The sequence below is a fragment of the Devosia rhizoryzae genome (assembly GCF_016698665.1).
Lineage (GTDB): Bacteria > Pseudomonadota > Alphaproteobacteria > Rhizobiales > Devosiaceae > Devosia > Devosia rhizoryzae.
Window position 1 is genome coordinate 603,588 of sequence record NZ_CP068046.1, and the last position, 18,118, is coordinate 621,705.

16 protein-coding genes are annotated in these 18,118 nt (G+C 60.8%); 14 read left to right on the forward strand and 2 right to left on the reverse strand.

The genetic code is table 11. The features are described from left to right. The first annotated feature begins 108 nt into the window (after positions 1-108). From JI748_RS03010 to JI748_RS03055, 10 genes are all read left to right on the forward strand, one after another. On the forward strand, positions 109-864 hold the full coding sequence (locus JI748_RS03010) for a PepSY domain-containing protein (protein WP_201634943.1): 756 nt from the start codon (positions 109-111) through the stop codon (positions 862-864). Further along, entirely contained in the window at positions 861-1,523 is a 663-nt protein-coding gene (locus JI748_RS03015; protein WP_201634945.1) for a response regulator transcription factor, read from the forward strand. Before JI748_RS03010 ends, JI748_RS03015 begins: the two co-directional genes overlap by 4 nt. Next, positions 1,520-2,857: a sensor histidine kinase gene (locus tag JI748_RS03020; protein WP_201634947.1), complete on the forward strand. Its 1,338-nt coding sequence runs from the start codon at positions 1,520-1,522 to the stop codon at positions 2,855-2,857. Before JI748_RS03015 ends, JI748_RS03020 begins: the two co-directional genes overlap by 4 nt. 304 nt (positions 2,858-3,161) lie before the next feature. Further along, positions 3,162-3,605 carry a DUF1236 domain-containing protein gene (locus JI748_RS03025; RefSeq protein ID WP_201634949.1) on the forward strand — a complete coding sequence of 148 codons (444 nt, stop codon included), beginning with the start codon at positions 3,162-3,164 and terminating at the stop codon, positions 3,603-3,605. A 197-nt stretch (positions 3,606-3,802) separates the two neighbouring features. Continuing rightward, on the forward strand, positions 3,803-4,759 hold the full coding sequence (locus JI748_RS03030) for an SMP-30/gluconolactonase/LRE family protein (RefSeq protein ID WP_201634951.1): 957 nt from the start codon (positions 3,803-3,805) through the stop codon (positions 4,757-4,759). Positions 4,760-4,902: 143 nt separating this feature from the next. Then, entirely contained in the window at positions 4,903-6,165 is a 1,263-nt protein-coding gene (locus tag JI748_RS03035) for an ABC transporter substrate-binding protein (protein WP_201634953.1), read from the forward strand. Between the two features lie 107 nt (positions 6,166-6,272). After that, positions 6,273-7,238, forward strand: coding sequence for a beta-propeller fold lactonase family protein (locus tag JI748_RS03040; protein WP_201634955.1), 966 nt, complete (start codon positions 6,273-6,275; stop codon positions 7,236-7,238). Next, positions 7,235-8,350, forward strand: coding sequence for a hypothetical protein (locus JI748_RS03045; RefSeq protein ID WP_201634957.1), 1,116 nt, complete (start codon positions 7,235-7,237; stop codon positions 8,348-8,350). Before JI748_RS03040 ends, JI748_RS03045 begins: the two co-directional genes overlap by 4 nt. Continuing rightward, a complete protein-coding gene (locus JI748_RS03050) occupies positions 8,340-9,170 on the forward strand; it encodes an ABC transporter ATP-binding protein (protein WP_201634959.1) in 831 nt (276 codons plus the stop codon). The genes JI748_RS03045 and JI748_RS03050 overlap by 11 nt, the downstream gene beginning before the upstream one ends. Further along, the gene (locus tag JI748_RS03055; RefSeq protein WP_201634961.1) at positions 9,167-10,099 is read left to right on the forward strand and encodes an ABC transporter permease; all 933 of its coding nucleotides are present in this window, start codon (positions 9,167-9,169) and stop codon (positions 10,097-10,099) included. The genes JI748_RS03050 and JI748_RS03055 overlap by 4 nt, the downstream gene beginning before the upstream one ends. Positions 10,100-10,123: 24 nt before the next feature. On the opposite strand, the gene JI748_RS03060 is transcribed toward JI748_RS03055, so the two are convergent. Together JI748_RS03060 and JI748_RS03065 are read right to left on the reverse strand one after the other, a co-directional pair. After that, positions 10,124-10,591 (reverse strand): hypothetical protein, encoded by a 468-nt coding sequence (locus JI748_RS03060; protein ID WP_201634963.1) that lies wholly within the window; start codon positions 10,589-10,591, stop codon positions 10,124-10,126. A gap of 172 nt (positions 10,592-10,763) precedes the next feature. Continuing rightward, on the reverse strand, positions 10,764-11,198 hold the full coding sequence (locus tag JI748_RS03065; protein WP_201634965.1) for a c-type cytochrome: 435 nt from the start codon (positions 11,196-11,198) through the stop codon (positions 10,764-10,766). Positions 11,199-11,531: 333 nt separating this feature from the next. Between JI748_RS03065 and JI748_RS03070 the strand changes: the two genes are divergently transcribed. The 4 genes from JI748_RS03070 (at position 11,532) to JI748_RS03085 (ending at position 18,108) form a co-directional block, all read left to right on the forward strand. Then, a complete protein-coding gene (locus JI748_RS03070; protein ID WP_201634967.1) occupies positions 11,532-13,481 on the forward strand; it encodes an outer membrane protein assembly factor BamB family protein in 1,950 nt (649 codons plus the stop codon). Positions 13,482-13,654: 173 nt separating this feature from the next. Continuing rightward, the gene (locus tag JI748_RS03075; protein WP_201634969.1) at positions 13,655-14,521 is read left to right on the forward strand and encodes a transporter substrate-binding domain-containing protein; all 867 of its coding nucleotides are present in this window, start codon (positions 13,655-13,657) and stop codon (positions 14,519-14,521) included. After that, the gene (locus tag JI748_RS03080) at positions 14,518-15,813 is read left to right on the forward strand and encodes an ABC transporter substrate-binding protein (protein WP_201634971.1); all 1,296 of its coding nucleotides are present in this window, start codon (positions 14,518-14,520) and stop codon (positions 15,811-15,813) included. The genes JI748_RS03075 and JI748_RS03080 overlap by 4 nt, the downstream gene beginning before the upstream one ends. Positions 15,814-15,909: 96 nt before the next feature. Continuing rightward, the gene (locus JI748_RS03085) at positions 15,910-18,108 is read left to right on the forward strand and encodes a 4Fe-4S binding protein (protein WP_201634973.1); all 2,199 of its coding nucleotides are present in this window, start codon (positions 15,910-15,912) and stop codon (positions 18,106-18,108) included. Positions 18,109-18,118: the final 10 nt, after the last annotated feature.

Genomic DNA, 18,118 nt, shown 5'->3' on the forward strand with positions numbered 1-18,118 from the left:
GGACCAGCATGGGTGGACGTCCGATGTCGACCCTTGCACAGTGGCCATGACCGCGGCGTGAGTCTTCTCGTAAGCCGTTTGTCAGCTTGGAAATGTTAGGGTGCGCCGATGCGTTTGGTCCTGGTCATATCGCTTTTTCTGACACTTTCGATGCTTCCCGCCTGGGCCCAGGGGAACGGGAATGGGAATGGCAACGGCAACGGGAATGGAAATGGCCAGTCGGAGAACAACGGCAATGGCAATGGCCAGTCCGACACCGGCGGAGGGAATGGGAACGGGAATGCTGGGGGCAACGGCAACGGCAATGGAAACGCCGGCGGTGGCAATGACAATGCTGGTGGCAACAACGGCAATAGCGGCAACAATGACAATGCCGGAAATGCCGGCGGCGGGAACGGGAACAACGGCAACGGCAATGGCAATGGCGGCAGTAACGGGAACGGCAATGCCGGGAACGGGAACGGCGGCAATAACGGGAATGGCAATGGGAACGGTAATTCCGCGAGCCCCAGCCCAAGCCCTGATGCGGGGACAGTACCGTCTGGCGGAGGTGCCACAAACGCTCCAGGTGGCACTGGCACCGGCGCAGCTTCGCCGACTGCCGGTGGGGCCGGAAACGCTGGCGCCTTAGTTGAATATTCCCAAGACCAGGCGCGTGATGCTGCAAATTCAGGCCAGACGATCAGTCTCGGGAGCCTTGTGCCGGACATCTCATCCCGCACGGGAGGCGAGATGATCGACGCCCAGTTGCTGCGCGTCAGGGGCTTTCTGGTCTATGCGATCAAAGTGCTGAATCCGGGCGGCAAAGTCACCACAGAATACTACTACGCCCAATCGGGCATTTTTATTGGTAGCGAACCTTGAAGATATTGGTTGGCGAAGACGATGACCGCATTGCCGAGGTTCTGCACAGCGCGTTGAGCCGATCGGGCTTTGAAGTGCATCGGGAATCCGATGGCGAGGCGGTCTGGTTTCGCGCCGACAGCGAGAGTTTCGACGCCATCATCCTTGATCTGGGCCTTCCGCAGATGGACGGCCTTACTGTGTTGAAGCGCTGGCGGCGCGGTGGATTGCAGACGCCGGTGTTGATCCTGACCGCCCGTGGGCAATGGGAAGAGCGCGTGGAGGGCATCGAAGCGGGCGCTGATGACTATGTGGTCAAGCCGTTCCATGCGCTCGAGATCGTCGCCCGTATGAGGGCGCTTATCCGGCGGTCGAGCGGCATAGCCAGTTCCAAGGTCGTTTTCGGCAAGTACGAGCTCGATATGCGCACCATGCAGGTGACAAGCGACGGCATCCCCATGGACCTGACGCCCCAGGAATACCGATTGATCGCCTACCTCCTGCACAATAGGGGACGCGTGGTTTCACAGCTGGAAATCACCGAGCACATCTACCGGCAGGACTTCGAACGCGATTCCAATGCGGTCGAGGTGCTGGTGGCACGGCTGCGCAAGCGGCTGGGGCATGACGTGGTCAAGACGCGGCGGGGCTTCGGCTATACTTTGGGCGACGCGTATTGAACCGGCAATCGCTTGGCCTGCGCTTGATGGGCCTTGCCGCTTCCATGGTGGTTTTTTCCCTGGTATTTGCGGGCTTTATCCTGCACGCGCTGTTTGTGTCCAATCTGGAACGGAGCGTTCAGGGGGACCTCGAAGCAGCGTTGACGCGTATCGTAGCGCTGATCGATCCGGCCGCCGCTCAACCCTCGATCCGCTTACCTCTGCCCGATCCGCGCTATGACACGCCGCTGGGCGGACGCTATTGGCAGATTGAGGATACCGACAGCGGCGCCATTGCCCGTTCGCGCTCCTTGTTCGATCAGGAACTGGGTGGCGAACCCGTCAGCGAGACGGGCACCTTTCACTTTTCCAATGATAGCAATCTGCACCTGATCATGATCCGCCGGCCGATCGAGGTGGGCAACCGGCATTTCGAGGTTACGGTGGGCGAGAACCACGAGCCGATCCACGAGGCCGGGATGCGTTTCGCCTGGGATATCGCGCGGCTCTTCAGCCTCTTGGGACTGGTCATTCTCGGCATTGCCTGGGTGCAGTTGCGGCTCGGGCTTCGTCCGCTCGACCGGCTGCGCAGCTCGGTCGATGAGGTGCGGCGCGGCGATGTCGATGCGCTGACGGGAGCCTTTCCGAGCGAAATCCAGCCGCTTGTGGATGAGGTCAATGCGCTTCTGGCGGAACGGCAATCGCTGGCGGAGCGCGGACGGCGGCGCGCTGCCGATCTGGCGCATGGGCTCAAGACGCCGCTTGCCGCTTTGCATGGCGTGGCCATGCGGCTGCGGGACCGGGGGGATGAAGACGATGCCGTCGTGCTCGACGATCTGGCGCAAGAAATGTCGAGCCGGGTCGACTATCAGATGCGTCTGGCGGCGCTGCGGTCAAGATCGCGGGAGCACCGGGAGAGCAGCTCGCTCAACACGGCGGTGCTGCGCACCATGACAGTTCTTCGCAAGACCGGTCGCGGCGAGATGCTGCACTGGAAGGCCGAGCTTGGCGAGGAGGTCAATGTCGATATTCATCGCCAGGATCTTCTGGAGCTAATCGGCGTGACGCTCGAAAACGGGGCAAAATGGGCGCGCACCACGGTGGCGGTGCAGAGCTCAAAACAGGACGGGATGGCGCTGATCACGGTGGGCGATGACGGGCCGGGGATCGAGCCTGAGCATATGCAAAAACTGGGGAGCCGCGGCTTGCGGCACGACGAGAGCGTGCCGGGAACCGGGCTGGGCCTGGCGATCGCCAAGGAGATCCTGGAGCTCAATCGCGGCACGATCGGCTATGCCGTCGCGCCGCTCGGGGGATTGCTGGTGGAAATTCGCTTGCCGCTCGCACTTAGCTGAGGCGGGGCTCGGAGCTTTGCTGAGCGGCTTCCTGGCCCATCGAGATTGCAAGATAAAGGCCGCCTGCGAGAAAGACGACTGCTGCACCGATCATTGCTGCCAAAGCGATCATGGAACTTCTCCTGTTTGTTTGACAACTGTCGGGCCGCAGCAAGGTTCCAATATAGATTTTAGTAATGAAGCTTACAAGATCATTACATCACGTGTAATCCGAAGATAATACTGTAGTTTGTCAATATTCACGCGGAACTCACATCCGCCATGAGTGTTTTTGTGTCATCGCTTCAAACTTTGCGAGGACAAAATGAAAACCACTATTGCAACTGCTATAGCCGTCACGCTGCTGAGCCTCTCGTCGGCACATGGTCAGATCATCAAGGGTGATACGAGCGCCAACGCTGCTGCCGGTGGCGCGGCTGGTGGCGCAACAGGCGCCGTGGTCGGCGGACTGGTGTTCGGGCCGATCGGCGCGGTAATCGGTGGCTTTACCGGCGCTGCGATCGGTGCTGCGGGTGGCGTGGAGGCGACCTCGGTCGACTATGTGCGTCTTAACCCCACCGAGCCCGTGGTGATCCAGGGTGATCTCGACGTCGGCTATGCCGTGCCGGAGGAGGTCGAACTCCACGTGATCGAAGGCGACGACAAGTACGGTTATTTTTACACCAATGATCGCGCCTATTTCGTCGATCTTAGCAACCGCACGGTGGTCTACTCACCCGGCATCGTGGTTGCCGCCGAAGCGAACTGATCTGACGCTGCGGCGTTAGCACACGGGCGTCCGCTAAAGCGGGCGCCCGTTTTGTCGTGCGTTGGGCCGCAAATCTTTGGTGCTGCAGATAATCTTATCGGCACCAGCCCGAAAGTCTAAGGTCCGGAGGGCGATTGCGGGTTGGTTGGACACGGCATTGCCACTAGTGTGAGCTCACATACAAGCAGGAGGAAGCGATGAGCGTTCTGAAGATTGGTGTTGCGGCGGGCGCCTTTGCGCTGTTGACCGCGTCGGCAATGGCACAGCAGGCAGCGGCTCCGGCAGCCGAGGCTGAGGCGCCAAAGCCATTTGCGGCGGGCGAGCCGCTGTCCGCGACCAATGAAGCGGGCGAGGTTCAAACCCCTAGCGACAATGTCAGGGTTTTCGGCAGCTTCAACTTCACCGAGAGCTGCACCTTTGATCCCGATCGGGGACTGATCCTGGCCATGAATGCCGGAGCGCCGCAGGACGCGATCGAGAACGACGGTTTCGTTTCCTTGATCAATCCCGACGGGACGGTGCACACGGCAAAATGGATCGGCGCTACGCGCGATGGCCTGACACTCAACCATCCCTTGGGCAGCGCGATCGGCAATGGCACGCTTTATGCGGCTGACATGGACACGGTGCGCATGTTTGATCTTGCGACCGGCGAGCCATCGGGGGAAGTTCAGATCCCTGAAGCTAACCTCCTCAACGGTATCGCAGCGACCGATGACGGTACGGTCTACGTCACCAATACCCGCGATCCGCAGCGCCTCTACAAGATCACGCCGGAAGGCGAGGCTTCGGTTCTCGTCGAGGGCGGTCCGCTGATGGCGCCCAACGGTGTTGCGATCGACGGTGACGGAAACGTCGTCGTGGTCAATATCGGCAATAACGAAGTGCTGACCTTTAGCCCTGAGGGCGAGTTGCTCAACACCGAGAATGCTGTCGAGAGCGGCAATGACGGGCTCGTCATCCTTGAAGACGGCACGAAATATGTGAGTAGCGTCCGCTTCGGCAGCATTTCGCGCATAGCACCCGGTGAAGAGGCGGAGATCATCGCTTCGGGCATCCCGAGCGCGGCCTCGATCTGCTACGACCCGACCGAAAACCAGATCATCGTGCCGATGAATCCCAACAATGCGTTGGCTTTCGTGTCACTCGACTAAGAGCAATCCTGGCGGGGCGGTCGATCGATCGCCCTCCATTTTCCCACAGTGGATTACGAGTTGACCGCCGCCGCCATAGCGGAGAGTATCGGGCAACAAAAAATTTGACGCTGCTCAACCAGTTGCAGCGCGTGGGAGGTTTCATGATCAGCGCAAGGTGGCACGCCTGCGTCTTGCCGGTCGCCATGTGGGCTTTGGCAATGCCGGTGGCAAGCCAGGAACCAGCCCAGCAAGCCGTGCGCATCGGCGTCATTCTTCCCCAAACCATAGCAGACCCGCTGCAAACGGCCGTCATCGAAGCTGCTGCTGCAGGCATTGCGATGGCTGAGGAAGAATTCAGCTTCAATGCCGAGATGTTCGGCACCGAGTTCGCCGTCACGACGATCCGCTCCGATGACGTTGTTGCCGCTGCAGACCAGTTGGTCGCCGAAGACCATGTGCTTGCCGTGATTGGCGGATATGGCACGGCCGAAGCGACCGCACTCAGCCAATGGGCGGGCGGGGCAGGGGTGCCCTTCATCAATGTCGGGGCGGAGAGCGACACGCTCCGGAACGAGCTTTGTGGACCGAGCACGTTCCACGTTGCGCCCAGTGCGGCGATGTATCTGGACGCGATGGCCGGATGGTATGTCCGCGCTGGGTTCCGGCGCTGGTATGTGGTTCAGGCAGACGATGCGGAAAGCGCGTCGCAGCATGAGCGGATGTTGTGGACGCTGGATCAGCGCTTTTTTGGCGCCGAGGAAGTCGGCAGTGCCGTGGTGGCGCCCGGCGCGGGACTTTCCGAAGACACCATTGCACAAATTCGTGACAGCAATGCGGATCTTGTGCTTCTTCTTACCGGTGCCAATGACCAGCTTGCTGCGGTTTCGGCGCTGAGCGCTGCGGGGCTGGAAGCCAATGTGGCTGGCTTTCCCTATGCGGAGACACAAACCCGGCAGTTCTTTGCGGCACTCGAGGGCGCGACGGAAAAGCTGGGATCGAACTTCCGCGCCACTGCATGGGAAGCGACGCTTGATGCCTATGGCGCGCGCGAGCTCAATGCGCGTTTTCGCGATCTGACCGGCGAGCCGATGGAGCCGAGTGCCTGGGCTGCCTACCAGGCCATCAAGCTTATCTATGAGGCGGCATTCTTTAGCGGCGGCAGCGATGTCGCCTCCGTTGTCGCCTATCTCAACGATCCGTCCAGCGTCTTTGACGTCTGGAAAGGGATCGGCACCAGTTTCCGCCCGTGGGATCGCCAGCTCAGGCAACCGGTTTATCTCGTCGAGATCAACAGCGCGGCCGAAGACGCTTTTAGCTCGGCATTCCTGGTGGGTGAGTTGCCAGCCATCTACATGCCGGGCACCGACCCGCTCGAGCGGCTCGACCAGCTGGGGGACCTGGCTGATCGCAGCACATGCCAGTGATTTTTTGACGCAAGAACATTTGAGGAGGATCAATGATCAGCAACAGATCGATTTGGAGCCTGGGGAGAACGGTTTCCGCTCTCGCCCTCTTGGCTGCGTTCACGACAATGCCTGCGCTTTCCCAGGAGGAGAACGAGCGCATCTATGTGGCGAATGAATATAATGCTGATATTTCGGTTATCGACAGTGCCACGGATGAACTGATCGCAACCATCCCGATTTCGGAACGTCCCGGCGAGGTGCGGCCCCGCGGCATGAATGTGAGCCCGGATGGCCGCATCATCTATATCTCGGTGAGCGACTTCAATCCGACGCTGGAAGCCAGCGAAGACAAGATTGTGGCCATCGACGTTTCCACCAATGAGGTCCTGAAAGAATTCCGCGCCGGCGGCAATCCGGAGCGGCTCGATATCACGCCCGATGGCACGCAAATCTGGGCATCGCTAGAGGCGACCGCCCAAGGCGCTGGCTACAACGTCGAAACCGGCAGGCAGATCGCAACCGTTCGCGTCGGGGTCGAAGCCGAAGGCGTCGCTATCAGCCCCGATGCCAAGTGGGTTTATGTGACAGCCGAGGCAACGCACACGGTCACCGTGATCGACCGGGAAGCGGGCAAGGCGCTCAAGCATATCATCGTTGGTAACCGGCCGCGCGTCGTCGAGTTCTCGCCCGACGGAACCAGAGCCTATGTCACCGCGGAAATCGGTGGCTCCGTTAGCGTGATCGATACGAGCACCCATACGGTGATCGACACGATCGATCTTGGTCTAGATTCCCGGCCGGTGGAAATTGCCGTCTCCCCCGATGGCGCACGCCTTTTCGTCGCCGGTGGCGGCACGAGTGCGGTTTATGTGATCGACACGGCCACCAACACCGTGACTGACACGATCCGCGAACAGATGGGCCGGCGCCCCTGGGGCATCACGATCAACCAGGCGGGTACGCGCGTTTATACGGCGAACGGTCTTTCCGACAGCGTGTCGGTGATCGACACCGACTGTCTTTGTGTGATCGACAATATTGCCGTGGGCCGCGGCGCCCACTCCGTGCAGGTGGGGAGGGCGCCCGAATGAAGTGCTCCCTCTTCAATACGGCTCTTCTTGGTGCCATCAGCAGCATAGCTCTCATCGCTTCTCCTGTGCTGGCGCAGTACCAGAACAAACCGTTTATCGACGGCACCGTGCAACAGAGCCAAGCGCGAGCTTTCGAGCTGGCTGGCCTGCGGCTCGACATTGCTGAAGCGCTGCAAGGTGAAACCGACGACGAGTTCATCGAGCAGATCGAAGGGCTCGAAGGTGACTTTGCGCGTTTCGGCGGAACCCTTGCGACGGCGAATGCCGAACTGGCCGAGGAGCTCGATGCAGCTTTCGAGGCTGTGGTTCCAACTGTTCAATCGGGCTCCGATGCGAAGGCCGATATCGATGAGGCCAGAACCCTCCTGGCCGATGCCTATGCGACGGTGATCGCCCCCGACGTGCAAGCGACGCCGGCGTTCAAGGCCGCAGTTCTTGCCGACCTCCTGCTTGGCGAGCCTGGCGTCGCCGAGGGCTATGAAGAGGCGGGGGAAGAGCCCTATGCCTTTTCGCTTGGCTGGGCGGCACTGGCGCGGGCCAACGTGCTTTGGGACGAGATTTCAGCTGACGCGGACACCGCGCCCAAGGCCGACGGCGACGAGATGCTGGCGTTCATCGGGACGCTTTATCCAAGCGCCGAGCCACCGGAACAGTTCACCGGCAATCCGGAAGAGGCTGAGGCTCCGGCTCAGCGCCTGGTTGGCATTATCGAGACCATGGTCGATGCCGATCTTTATCCCGGCCGTGACCAGGCGAGCCTTGCAACCCATCTGGCGAGCCTCACCGGTCCAGCCTGTCAGGCCTATGCCGCCGGCAACGATGCTGTTGCAGACGAAACGATCTATGCGGTGCAGGGCCACTACGCCGATCATCTTGGGGAACTGACCAATCTCTTTGATCCCGAGCTTCATGAGCGGGTGCAAAGCTTGTTCGGCAGCATGGTTCAGGTCGAGGACGACGACGAGGAAGCCGAAGGCGACGAGGCAGATGTCAGTGCCGATGCCCAGGATGATGAAGCCGAAGACGAAGCGGTGGAACCTGGCTCTGCCGCTGACAGTTGCACGGAGCTGACCGAGGCCCTTGGCCAGGTAAGGAGCGTCCTTGGCGGCTGAACCCACAAATGCTGCGGTGCCGGCGATCGAAGCGATCGAGCTTCGGCGCAGCTATGGCACCGTGTCAGCGGTCAACGACATCAGCTTTTCGGTACGGCAGGGGGAATTCTTTGCCGTACTGGGGCCCAATGGCGCTGGCAAATCGACACTGATGCATATGCTGACAACGGTGACAGAGCCGTCTGGCGGCACCGCCAAAGTGCTGGGTTTCAACGTGGCCACGCAGCAGGGCGAGGTGCGCAAGCTTCTCGGCATGGTGTTTCAGGACACAGCGCTCGACGAGCGGATGACGGCGGGGGAAAACCTCCATATCCATGCCGTGCTCTATGGCATTGCCCGGCAGGAGCGGGCGGAGGCCGTCAATCGCGCACTGGCCTGGGCCGAGCTTGAAGACGTGGACAAGCGTCTGGTCCGCACATTTTCCGGAGGTATGAAGCGGCGCCTGGAACTGGCGCGGGCGCTGATGCACCGCCCGCGCGTGCTGTTTCTGGATGAACCAACCATCGGGCTCGATCCGCAAGGACGTCGTCACCTTTGGGACCGGATCGCTTCTATTCGCGATGAAGGCGTGACCGTTCTGATGACGACGCACAACCTCAACGAGGCCAATGCATGTGATCGCGTGGCCATCGTCGACAATGGTAAGCTCGTGGCGCTGGACACGCCGGCGGCCCTGATCGAGGCCCATACGCCAGGCGTTGGGGCGACGCTTGAAGACGCCTTCCTGGCGCTGACCGGCCGGAGCTTGCGCGACCAGGGCGCTTCGGGGCGCGATCAATTGCTGAGCTTCAGCAAGCGCGGTGGGGAATTGACACGATGAGCGCGGTTTCAGGCGTTCGGTCATGGGCGGGTATTGCCCCTGATGTGATCTGGGTGCTGTGGAGGCGCGAGGTCACGCGGTTTTTTCGCGATCGGTCGCAGATTTTCGGTGCCGTTTCCCGCACGATCCTGTGGCTCGTCATCCTTGGCTACGGAATCGGCGCCGCGCTTCGCGAGATCGAGGGCTATTCCTATGCCCAGTACATCCTTCCCGGCGTCATCACGCTCAACGTCCTTTTTGCTTCACTGCAATGTGCGATCGCATTGGTCTGGGACCGGGAAGTGGGCCTTTTGCGCGATGTGCTGGTTTCTCCGTCTCCCAGTCTCTCGGTTGCGCTTGGCAAGCTCTTTGGCGGCGCGACGATCTCGGTGTTTCAAGGCTCGATTCCGTTGCTGCTGGCGCCTATCATCGGAGTCGACCTGACGATCGGCTCGGTGCTGGGCGCCTGGGCGGTCATGTTCATGATGGGCATGTTCATGACGGCACTTGGCGTCGTGGTGGCAACGCGGCTCAAGACATTCGAGGGCTTTGGCAGCATTTCCAACGGGCTGATTCAGCCGCTTTATTTCCTTTCCGGCTCGATCTTTCCGCTCAAGGGCATCATCGGCGGCGTCGGCTTTCTCGATGTGCCGGCAACGCTGCGCGAAGAATTGCGGCGCGCCGGCATCAATGCCTTTGGCAGCGGCTGGATCGTGCAATTGCCGGAGTGGTTACAGATTCTGGTCTACTGCAATCCTGTCAGTTACCAGCTCGACCTTCTGCGCTATGTGCTGCTCGACTATGAGCAATTGCCGCTGCAGCTCGATATCGGGCTGACTGTTGCCTTGCCAATTGCCGCCTCGGCGATTGCGGCCCGCGAGATCAAGCATGCCCTGCGCACTGCGGGTCCGCGGCGACGCAAAAAGGCGGCACCGGGTGGCGCCGCCTGAGGGTGGATCGTCGTCAAACTTGGGTTAGGCGGGGTTTGCCTGTTCGCCCGAGTCGGTATCGTCGACGAAGATCGTCACGGTGCCTTCCTGGTTGATCCAGAGGTCCATCACGTCATCGACGGTGAAATCGGCATCTTCGATGGCGCCAACAACGACGCTGTTGCTGGCGAGCAATTCGCGAACGGCGCCAATATCGCCAGCGTCGGAGGGAATGCCGACAGTATATTCGTCACGATTGTCGAGGGCGTCCTCTTCCATGGTGGAAAGCGGCACGATCTCGATGGTCGACTCAGCGCTGAAGTTGATGTCTGAGGACGCAAAGGTCTGCAGTTCTTCCTCGAACTTTTCCCAATCGACCTCTCCGGTGGCCGCGGACGTGCTTTGGGCGCCGGTGGCTTCGGTCGTGGTTGCCGGTGTTGCGGCTTCCTGAGCGAAAGCGTGCAGCGGCAGGGCAAGAACTGCACAAACAGCAAGGGCGGAAATCTGCTTCATGATCGTTCTCCAAATGGCGTCTGAATGACTCCTGGAGAGCAAACGCATCTTGCTGATGCCGGTTGCACAAGTCCGCTGCGCGCCATAGCGGCTTAGACCGAACGAGCAAACAAAAAGAGTAGCCGCTTTCGCGACTACTCCTGATTGTGACTTCCAAGGTGCGTTGGCAGCCTTAGTTGGCAGTGGCGCCTTCTTGTTCTTCCGGCGGGACCGCACGGCGCAGCTCGACCGAGCGGGGCAGGAGGATGCCCGCTTCGTTGGTCCAGGAATTGCGCACATAGGTAGCAACTGCGGCGATCTCTTCGTCCGTCAAGACCGGTGCGAAGGGCGGCATGCCGTGGTCGGTTGCGCCGTAAAGGATCTGGAAGCTGAGGGCCGAGCGGCTCTTAACCACAGCCGAACCGATCAGGGAAGGACCGGCGCCGCCTTCACCATTGGCGCCGTGGCAGGCAGCACAATTGTCATTATAGACGGGGCCGCCCATTTCGATCAGAGCCTGAAGCGACGCATCGTCATTCTGATACGTTGCGTCCTGCGCATAGGCGGTTCCCCCCACCAGCGCACAGGCCAAAATCGCGGCCGAGAGCCCAGAAGCTAACTTTTTCATGCCTTCCTCCTCATTATATACGGCAATAACTTACACCCAGCTTTGTGGGTTGCAGAATTCTCTTATCACTGCTCCCGGCCAGCGGCGAAGTCAACAATCTCCCACGGCCGGCATGTTTGATCTTGCAGGAACCACGGCGAATTAGGCTCGCTTAGGCGCCAAACTCAACACCGACTTAATGTTTACTACAGTGATCAAACCGGCACTTGCATATGCTTGGAGCTTCTGCAAAGCTCACTGGCCAGACACATTTGCGCCGCCGTTGAGCCGGATCTTAGCAAAACAATCCGAGACGTCGCCGGGTCTGACAGCATCCTTTACGGGGAGGACTTTATGACTTTCAAGAAATCAGGGGGCCTGACATGGGCGTCCTTGGCAGTAGTAGCATTGATGGGCACTACGGCGGCATTGGCTAACGAGGACGTTCTGACGCTCTCGGCCGATCCTGCCAATAACGTGATGCCCAACATCACCTATAATGGCCAAAATTTCAGTCAGCTCGACGAGATCAATCTCGACAATGTCGACGATCTCCAGGTGGAATGGACGTTCCAGCTCGGCGTCGCCGACGAAGCGCAGGCGCCGCCGCTGGTGGTTGGCGACACGATGTTTGTGGTCACCCCCAAGCCGAACCGCGTTTACGCGATCGACCTCAACGAGCAGGGCGCGATCAAGTGGGAATTTCGCGCCGACGCATCCAACCTTGAGCAGGTTGTGCCGGTCGCATGCTGCGGCGCGCAGACGCGCGGCGCCAACTATGCCGATGGCAAGCTGTTCTTCCAGTCGCTGGGTGGTCACATCTATGCGCTCGATGCGGAAAGCGGCGAGCTGGTCTGGGACGTTCAGAACACCGACATCGACAATGCCGAGACCATGGTTGGCAACGGCCTGATCGTCGACGACCTCTACATCACCGGCATGGCCGGCGGTGAATATGGTGTTCGTGGCTATGTGACCGCCTACAACATCGATACCGGCGAACGCGCATGGCGCTTCTACAGCACCGGCCCGAACGAAGAAGTCGGCATTACCGACCGCTTCAAGCCCTTCTATGATTTCGACAAGGTGGAAAACCCGGCTGAGTCCTCCTGGCTGGAAGACAGCTGGCGCAATGGTGGTGGCTCCACCTGGGGTTACTTCACCTATGACCCCGACCTGAAGCTCTTCTACTATGCCACCGGCAACTGTGGTCCGTGGAACCCTGACTATCGCCGTCCGTGGGGCGAAATCGACCTCAATGAAGATGGTGTTGTCCAGTCCTATCGCAGCAATTACTGCGCTTCGATGCTGGCACGCGACGTCAAGACCGGCGAACTGGCCTGGGCCCTCAACCTGTCGCCGCAGGATCAGTGGGACCTTGACGAGCCGGGCGCTCCGGTGCTTGCCGATATCGAAATGAACGGCGAGATGAAGAAGACCATTATCCGCGCTGCGCGTAATGGCTACTTCTACGTCATCGACCGTGCTACCGGCGAAGTTCTCAACGACCCCTGGCCGTTTGCCTACCAGAACATCTTCACCGGCTTCGACAAGAAGACCGGCAGCCCGACCTACAATGTCGACACGCTGCTGTTCACCAATCCCGAAGATCGCCTGAAGTACACCGAAGCCGGTGCTCTGACCGACGCGCAGATCAACATCAACACCGAAGAAGCCGAACTCTACGGCGAAGACGAAGTTGATGGTCCGTCCGGTACCGAAGCGACGGTCTGCCCGACCATTGCTGCCCGTAACTGGGAAAACGACGCCTACTCGCCCCAGACTGGCCTGCTCTATACCAGTGTCCAGTTCGGCTGCCGCTCGATGCGCGTGACCGAGGGTACCTATTCCTACCCGGCTACCGAAACGTACATCCTGTTCGAATGGGCAGGCGAAAAGTTCTGGCTGGACAAGGAAGGCAACGAGACCGACGTCAAGAACCAGCTGCAGGCCAACGACCCGGTTACCGGCAAGACGGTGTGGAGCGTGGACTACGTGCAGCCGACCCAGGATCCGATCCTGGCGACCGCTGGCGGCCTGCTCTTTGTGGGTGGTGACGACAAGGGTGTGTTCCGCGCCATCAACGCCGAGAATGGCGAAACGGCTTGGGAATTCCGCACGGGCACTCAGGCTTCGGCCTCGCCGGTGACCTTCCTTGCTCCCGATGGCGGCCAGCGCATCGCCTTCGTTGCCTCTGCCCGTCCCGGCCTCGTGGCTGTGGCTGCAGACGCCGACGCCGATGCGGTCAATCGCTACCAGCGTGAAGGCAGCACTCTTTATGTCTTCAAGCTCGACCAGGACTAAATAGCTGGCGGCCGGACAGGCCGCTCGCTTCACAAGCAATCCGCCCGGCGCGCTTCACGCTTGCCGGGCGTTTTCGTCAGACCGTCCAGACGACAGCTTCGCCGACGCGCCACAAGGTTGCGCCCCCAGGCGGTTCGTCGGGCCCATTGAGTGGCCACAACTCAGGATTTCAGATGAAACAGTTTTTCCGGCGCGATGACTGGCCGAAAGCGGCCCGCAGCGCTGCAACCTTTGCCCTTGCCACCGCAGTCTCCTCCAGTTTCTGGATTGCCGCCCAACCCTCGATGGCTTGGGAGTTGCGCGCCTGCGCCGATCCCGCAGGCATGCCGCAGACCAATCGCGAGTCTGAGGGCTACGAGAACAAGATCATAGAGATCCTCGCCGAGGATATCGGCGCCGAGCTGACCTATCAGTGGTGGACGTTGACGACGACCGTCATTCCCCAGCAACTGCGGGAAGGCAATTGCGATATCGTCATCGGCGGTCCCGATGGCGGCAATGGCGTGATCTCGACGATCGCCTACTATCGCAGTCCTTATGCCTTCGTGTACCGGGCCGACGAAGACTACGAGATTGCCACCTATGACGACCCCATCCTCAAGGATCTGCGGCTTGCGACGACCGTTGAAGGCACAAGTTCGCATCTGGCGCTTTCGCGCCGCGGCTTGCTCGATCACATCACCACAAGCGCGCAGGCGGCCGGTACCAATTCCTCGGACCGCTTTGCCGATCTGATCGCCTCCGTCGCCCGTGGCGATACCGATGTCGCCGTGCCGTGGGGGCCGGTTGCCGGCTATTACGCCGCGCAGCAAGATCCGCCGCTTACAGTGGTGCCAGTACCCGAATTCGATATTCCCTTCACACCCATGTACCACTCAATCGTCATCGCGCTTCGCCCCGGTGACGAGGAATTGCGCGATCTCCTGGACGACGCGCTGGCGCGGCGGTGGGACGACATCTATGCCGTTCTCGAAGAATACAATGTTCCGACCTTGCCTCTGCCGCGGCCGTCGGTCTCCATTGAGGAACAGCAACCATGACCATTATCACTCGGCGGTTTTTCCTTGCGGGTGCTTCGGCAGTGATCGGCGCCAGTCTTGTCCGTCCGGGCAGTGCCGTGGCAGCGGCTCCTGCTGATATCCGCATCGGCACGGTTTTCCCAGTCAGGACCGGCGCTTCGTTTATCCACGCTTCGGTCAATGACTTCATCGGCACCGCGGGCCGTATCGGCGTGCAGCTTGCCGATACGCAATTGGGTACGCGGGCCGAAGAGGCAGGCTCATCGCTCCATGTGCTTCTTGCCAACGCTCCCACGGTCGAGGCTGCGGTTCGCGCCGGCGAGCGCCTGGTGGAAGTGGAGAAGGTGCATGCGCTGGTTGGCGGCGTAGGTGAAGGCCAGGCCGAAGCCCTGGCGGAGATCGCTGCCCGCGCCAAGATCCCCTTCTTCAATGTGGGGGAAACCTCCGACGCATTCCGGCGCGACGCTTCTAGCCCGTACCTTTTCCACATCGAAGCCAGCGACGCCATGTATCTTGATGCATTGGCGCAGTTGGCGGTGCAGCAGGGACACAAGCGCTGGCTTGTCGTTTCCGACAACAGCGACCGCGGCGTGGCCCTCAGCCAGCGTGCTGAATTGGCTGCGCAGAAGGCTGGTTGCACCATCGTCGAAACGGTGGAACTGCCGGCGGCAAGTCCGGTTTATTTCGCCGAGATCGAGGACATGGCCGCGGTCGATGCGGATGTTATCGTTGTCCTGATCAACTATCAGGACTTTTTCACGCTCACGGTGCAGATGGAAGAGGAGGGGATCACGACACCGATCCTGACCTTCCCGCACACCATCACTCAAACGCGTGACTTCGTTGCTGCCTCGCGCGGGCGCCTCAGCGTTCTCAGCCCCAAACGCCACGTGGCGCTCTGGGAAACGACGCGCACTGAATTCGGTGCCGATGATTTCAACCTTCAGGTGCAGGCGCGCTTCTCGGAACCGGCCGATCCGACCGCATGGGCATCGTTCCACGCGATCAAGATCATCCTTGAAGCGGCGATCGCGGCGGGGTCTACCGACGCCGACGCAATGGTCGCCTATCTCGAAGATCCTCAGACCACGTTCGATGTGCTCAAAGGGCCCGGCGTGTCGTTCCGCCCCTGGGATCACCAATTGCGGCAGCCCCTGGCGGTAGTCGATGTCAGAAACGACGTGGTCTGGCGTGAACGCGAGATTGCGACACGCGTCGCGGCGGCAGCCGACGGCGGTACCCTGCCGGAAGGCGCGCCGGGCGATGACGCGATGCAATGGCTCGACACCCTTGGGGACGGGCCGGAAGACTGACGGTCCAGACACTATTGCGACCAGCCAGCAGCGGGGAGGCTGCTTTGGCTGGTCGAGTCCTGGCTCCGCGAGGACACAAGTTGCTGAGGAGGCAACATGTATATTCTGAACTCTCGGCCCCTTGCTGGCGCGTGGGGCAGGGGCACAGCCCGTTCCCGTGCCAACAACTGCGCTGCCTTGTTGCTTGCCTTCCTAGTTTTCGTTGCAGGTGTTTCGGTCGCCTTTGCGCAGACGCCGCGGCTGCTTGAGGGGCGCGCCACGCCCAGGATCATCGAAGCCCTGTTTCCCGGGGCCGACCGGTTTGAACCTTCAGACGGCACGCCCCGCTTTGTTCGCGTGTTCCAGGGCGATGTGCAGCTTGGGTACCTCTTTTCCACGCTCGACGTGGTGCGTGCACGCAGCTACTCGCCCGTCCCCTTCGATGCCATTGTCGGCATGGACATGGAGGGCAAGCTGACGGGCGCGAAGGTCATCGATTTTCATGATCCTTACCTCATGGGCTTCCCGCAACGCGTGGAAAGGCTGGCCGAGTTCCTCGACGACCATATCGGCTACGGAGTGGGGGCCACGGAACCGGCGCCGCACACCCCTGATTTCGTGCAGGGCACGACGATCTCCGCCCGCAACATGCGTGCCGGTATCCTCGATGCTGGTCGTGTCATAATGCGTGCCAATGACCCTCTTCCGCCGGTGACCGAGCCGACGCTCAACCGCCTCGATTTCTCCTTCCATGGCTGGGACGAGTTGCTCGAAATGGGCGCAGTTTCGGAGGAGCTCGTCACCTTTGGCGACGTTCGAGCAGCCTTTGCCAAAGCGGGGGTCGAGCCGGCCGAAATGGACGTGCCGCTCGACAGGGCGCGTTCGGATGACGAGCGCTACACCCAGCTCGTTGTTGCGCTCGCCACTCCGGCGTTGATCGGCCGCAATGTCATCCGCGACACGGATTTCGGCAAACTCGTCGAAACCGCTCCTGATGATGTCGTGATGCTCGCGGTTATGTCGGGTGGCTACTACAACTTCCTGGGCACGCAGTATCGATCGGCCGAAGCCGGCAATCGGTTCGACCGGATGCGTCTGGTTCAGGGCGACCTCAACCTTGATCTCTTTGAAAAAGACTTCCAGTTTGCGGGCCAGTCTATCCAGCGTGCCGGCGGACCGCGCGTGCGCGATGCTGGACTTTTCACCATACCGCTGAGCTCGGGCTTTGATCCGTTTGCCCCTTTCGAGGTGCGTCTGATGGTGCATGCGGCCGACGCAGCTGGTGCGCTGCATACGGTTGAGTTCCCGGTCCAATACCAGGTCCCGGCTGAAGCCGTGCTGTTGCCGCCGGTCGAGCCGCCGCCACCGTGGGTGGAAGCCTGGCGCGCTTCCTGGCTGGAGCTGAGCATCCTTGGCACGGCGCTTACCGTCCTGACGCTGATCTTCGTGTTCCAGGATCAGCTGGCCCGGCACCGGCAGCTGCATCGCTGGCTGCGGCCAGCATTTCTTGCCTTTACGCTGATCTGGCTCGGCTGGATCGCCGGTGGGCAGCTGTCGATCGTCCATGTGGTCAACTACATCAAGGCTCCGTTCGACGGTGCCGATCTCGGCTATTATCTAGCCGAACCTCTGATCGTAGTGATCGCGATCTATGTCGTTTTGTCGCTAATCCTGATCGGACGGGGCGTGTTCTGCGGCTGGCTTTGCCCGTTTGGTGCGCTGCAGGAACTGACGTCCAAAATCGCGCGCTTCTTGCGGTTGCCGGTGTGGAACCCTTCCGAAAAGCAGCAGCGGCTGATGTGGCTGCCCAAATACGGTTTGGCCGCGATCATTGTGGGAACGGCCTTCATCGCACCCGAGGCTTTGGCTAGCGCAGAAGAGGTCGAGCCGTTCAAGACCGCGATCACGTCGGTCTTCACCCGGCCGGCCCCCTATGTTGCCTATGCGCTGCTGCTGTTGACCATCGGACTTTTCACCGAGCGCTTCTTTTGCCGCTTCCTTTGCCCGCTGGGCGGGGTGCTGGCGCTTGGCGACCGGCTGCACCTTTTCACTTTCCTCAAGCGCAGGCCGGAATGTGGGACGGGTGGCTGCCACCTCTGTGAACGTTCATGCCCGGTCAAGGCCATCGAGCGCGATGGCAAGATCATCATGGCGGAATGCTTCCAGTGCCTGGATTGCCAGGTGGAGTATTACGACGATCACCGCTGCCCGCCACTTGCCCAAGCCCGCAAGAAGCGCGAGCGCGCCGCCAGCAAGCACAAGCCGCTGGTGATGACGATCAATGGCGCGACGCCGCCTGCGACGGCTGCGAGCTGAGGAGCGTTGC

Excerpts from the sequence above, each read along its gene's own strand:
- JI748_RS03025 (WP_201634949.1), top strand. The coding sequence starts at position 3,162 with ATGAAAACCACTATTGCAACTGCTATAGCCGTCACGCTGCTGAGCCTC.
- JI748_RS03045 (WP_201634957.1), top strand. The coding sequence starts at position 7,235 with ATGAAGTGCTCCCTCTTCAATACGGCTCTTCTTGGTGCCATCAGCAGC.
- JI748_RS03065 (WP_201634965.1), bottom strand. The coding sequence starts at position 11,198 with ATGAAAAAGTTAGCTTCTGGGCTCTCGGCCGCGATTTTGGCCTGTGCG.
- JI748_RS03055 (WP_201634961.1), top strand. The coding sequence starts at position 9,167 with ATGAGCGCGGTTTCAGGCGTTCGGTCATGGGCGGGTATTGCCCCTGAT.
- JI748_RS03070 (WP_201634967.1), top strand. The coding sequence starts at position 11,532 with ATGACTTTCAAGAAATCAGGGGGCCTGACATGGGCGTCCTTGGCAGTA.
- JI748_RS03030 (WP_201634951.1), top strand. The coding sequence starts at position 3,803 with ATGAGCGTTCTGAAGATTGGTGTTGCGGCGGGCGCCTTTGCGCTGTTG.
- JI748_RS03085 (WP_201634973.1), top strand. The coding sequence starts at position 15,910 with ATGTATATTCTGAACTCTCGGCCCCTTGCTGGCGCGTGGGGCAGGGGC.
- JI748_RS03040 (WP_201634955.1), top strand. The coding sequence starts at position 6,273 with ATGCCTGCGCTTTCCCAGGAGGAGAACGAGCGCATCTATGTGGCGAAT.
- JI748_RS03060 (WP_201634963.1), bottom strand. The coding sequence starts at position 10,591 with ATGAAGCAGATTTCCGCCCTTGCTGTTTGTGCAGTTCTTGCCCTGCCG.
- JI748_RS03010 (WP_201634943.1), top strand. The coding sequence starts at position 109 with ATGCGTTTGGTCCTGGTCATATCGCTTTTTCTGACACTTTCGATGCTT.
- JI748_RS03075 (WP_201634969.1), top strand. The coding sequence starts at position 13,655 with ATGAAACAGTTTTTCCGGCGCGATGACTGGCCGAAAGCGGCCCGCAGC.
- JI748_RS03080 (WP_201634971.1), top strand. The coding sequence starts at position 14,518 with ATGACCATTATCACTCGGCGGTTTTTCCTTGCGGGTGCTTCGGCAGTG.
- JI748_RS03035 (WP_201634953.1), top strand. The coding sequence starts at position 4,903 with ATGATCAGCGCAAGGTGGCACGCCTGCGTCTTGCCGGTCGCCATGTGG.